We start from the raw sequence: 3,041 nt of genomic DNA, 5'->3' as shown, positions 1-3,041 counted from the left end.
GGGTGGACGTGGCGTTCTCCGCGAAGTCGGACGTGCCGGAGGGGGTGCTGGCGCTGGTGGGCGGGCGGCTCGTCACGATGAAGGGCGAGCAGGTGGTGGAGGAGGGCGTGGTGGTGGTGAAGGGCAACCGCATCGTGGCGCTGGGCCCGGTGGGGAAGGTGGACGTGCCCGCGTCCGCGAAGATTGTGGACGTGAAGGGCAAGACGCTGATGCCGGGTCTGGTGGACGTGCACTGGCACGGGGCCATGGGCGTGGACGGGCTGATGCCGGAGCAGAGCTGGGTGCAGGCGGCGTCGCTGGCGTTCGGGGTGACGACGCTGCACGACCCGTCGAACCACTCGGAGACCATCTTCGCCGCGAGCGAGCTGGGCAAGGCGGGGATGCTGACGTCGCCGCGCATCTTCTCCACGGGCACCATCCTGTACGGTGCGGCGAGCGCGGACGCGCACGTCGAAATCGACACGCTGGACGACGCGCGCCGGCACCTGCGGCGGATGAAGGCGCTGGGGGCGTTCAGCGTGAAGAGCTACAACCAGCCCCGGCGCGACCAACGGCAGAAGATCCTCCAGGCCGCGCGCGAGCTGGACATGCTGGTGGTGCCCGAGGGCGGCTCGCTGCTCCAGCACAACCTGACCATGGTGGTGGACGGGCACACGGGGCTGGAGCACTCGCTGCCGGTGGCGCGCATCTACGACGACGTGCGCCAGCTCTGGAAGGGCACGAAGGTGGACTACACGCCGACGCTGGGCGTGGCCTACGGCGGGCTCATGGGGGAGAACTACTGGTACCAGAAGACGAACGTCTGGGAGGACACGCGCCTGTTGTCCTTCGTGCCCCGGCGCGTGGTGGACGGGCGCTCGCGGCGCCGCGTGATGATTCCCGACGAGGAGTTCAACCACCAGAACGTGGCCCGCGTGGCGAAGGAGCTGAACGACCTGGGCGTGAGCGTGCAGCTGGGCGCGCACGGTCAGCGTGAAGGCCTGGCGGCGCACTGGGAACTGGCGATGTTCGTGCAGGGCGGTATGTCGCCGATGCAGGCCTTGCGCGTGGGCACGCTGAACGGCGCGCGGCACCTGGGCATGGACAAGGACCTGGGCTCGCTGGAGGTGGGGAAGCTGGCGGACCTGGTGGTGCTGGACAAGAACCCGCTGGAGGACATCTCCAACAGCCGCACGGTGCGCTACACGATGGTGAACGGGCGCCTGTACGACGCGAACACGCTGAACGAAGTGGGCACGCGGCAGCGCACGCGCGCGAAGTTCTACTTCGAGAAGGACGGCAACGAGGGCTGGAGCCCCCGGGCCTCCACGCACGCCAACGAACAGGTATGCGATTAGGCGTCGTGGTGTTGTTGGGAGCGGTCGCGGGCTGCGCAGGCAGCCCGCGGCAGTTCCGTCAATCCATGGGCCCTGGGCCCGGGCCGGGCTGCGTCAGCACCGTGGATTGTCAGTGCAAGGAGGGCTCGGCGGCGGCGTGCGAGACGGTGGAGGCGATGAAGCCGCCTCGGCCCCGGAATCCGAACCCGTTGCCTCCACCTGGGGCGGGTGAGGAGACGCGGAAGGAGGAAGCCGAACGTGTCCGGAAGTCCTGCACCGACGACTATGTTCGCTGTACGGATATGGGCGGAGATAGCGAGCCTGGACGCGTGAAGGGAGAGAGCCGCTGTGACTCGTGCCGGTCCTACTGCATGGCCAACGGGTTCTGGCCTAATTCCGTCTACACCTGGAACGGGACGCCGCTGAGATGCCCGCGAAAATAAGAAAAGCGTTCTCGGATCCGTCCTTCCGTGAGCCGAGCTGGCATGCCTACATTCTGGATGTAGAGGAGACGAGTGGGCTTGCCCCAAGAGACTGGCCACGCTTCCGCGCCGGTCTCAAGCAAGTGGAGCGGCGTCATGCGGGACGGGTTCCGTCGGCCGCGCTTCGCCGGGATCTCGCCAGGATGGTGTTCTTCTGCGCCGCGCATTGGGGGCAGACCCCGCGGATCGTGCGTGGCGCGCTACGCGCCTATCTCCGGCATCCGCTAGATACGACGATGTACTCGTACACGGCCGCGGAGTACTGGCAGTGGGCCTACAAGGTCTCCCCCGCGGACCTGCCCGCGGCGGAGGCCATGCTCGCGGAGGTCCGCGAGTACCTGCCGTCCCTGGAAGACCACGAGCGCCGCAACACGGAAGGCCTGCTGGCCTTCCTGGAGCGCCAGCGCCGCTAAAGCCCTCAGCGGGCCGTCGTGGCCACCTGGGCCAGGGCCTGTTGAATCTGCGGCAGCGCGTAGGGCTTGGGCAGCACCACCACGCCCAGCCACTGCTGCGGATCCCCGTCCAGCGCCGCGCGCCCATGGCCGGACGCGATGATGATGCGCATGGCGGGCTTGCGCAGCGCCACCTCGCGCGCCAGTTCCACGCCTGACATGCCCGGCAGCGTCACGTCCGTGAAGAGCACGTCGAACGGCTCCGCCGCCAACGCCACCCGCGCCTCCTCCGCGCTCGACACCGGCATCACCGCGTGCCCCAGCAATCCCAGCAGCTCGCTGGCGGACGCGCGGATGTCCTCGTCGTCCTCCACCAGCAGCACGTGCATCCGCCGCGCGGCCTCCTGCGTCGCCGTCGAATGCTCCACGGCCCGCTCCGGCCACTGGAGCTTCGGCATCAGCAGTCGCTGCCGCCGCAGGTCCAGCAGCGCCCGCACCTTGCGCGCCAGGTCCTCGCGCCGGTACGGCTTGGACAAGAGGTTCACGCCCGGATCCAACCGGCCGCCGTGCACGATGGCGTTCTCCGTGTAGCCCGACGTGAAGAGCACCTCGATGTCCGGCTGCAGCGCCTTCGCCTGCCGCGCCAGCTCCGGGCTGCGCACCGGTCCCGGCATCACCACGTCCGTGAAGAGCAGGTCCACCGCCACGCCGCTCTTCAGGATGGACAGCGCGCTCTGCCCGTCCACCGCGCGCAGCACCCGGTAGCCCAGCTCCGTCAGGAGCTCCACCACCGTCGCGCGCACGTCCGCGTCGTCCTCCACCGCGAGGATGGTCTCCCGCCCGCCCTCCAC

At 69.1% G+C, this 3,041-nt stretch carries 3 protein-coding genes; 2 read left to right on the top strand and 1 reads right to left on the bottom strand.

What is annotated here, in order from left to right:
- On the top strand, positions 1-1,337 hold a 1,337-nt coding region (locus tag D7W79_RS40765), incomplete at its 5' end, for an amidohydrolase family protein (protein WP_147442325.1).
- A 649-nt stretch (positions 1,338-1,986) separates the two neighbouring features.
- Entirely contained in the window at positions 1,987-2,211 is a 225-nt protein-coding gene (locus tag D7W79_RS43410; protein WP_147442324.1) for a hypothetical protein, read from the top strand.
- Positions 2,212-2,216: 5 nt separating this feature from the next.
- Here D7W79_RS43410 and D7W79_RS40760 read toward each other — a convergent pair.
- Positions 2,217-3,041 (bottom strand): response regulator (locus tag D7W79_RS40760; RefSeq protein ID WP_147442323.1); only part of this gene is annotated, 825 nt, incomplete at its 5' end.

The sequence above is a fragment of the Corallococcus exercitus genome (assembly GCF_003611585.1).
Classification (GTDB): Bacteria; Myxococcota; Myxococcia; order Myxococcales; family Myxococcaceae; genus Corallococcus; species Corallococcus exercitus.
Note: the sequence above shows the minus strand (reverse complement) of the source record. Positions and strands in the feature narration are given on the sequence as shown.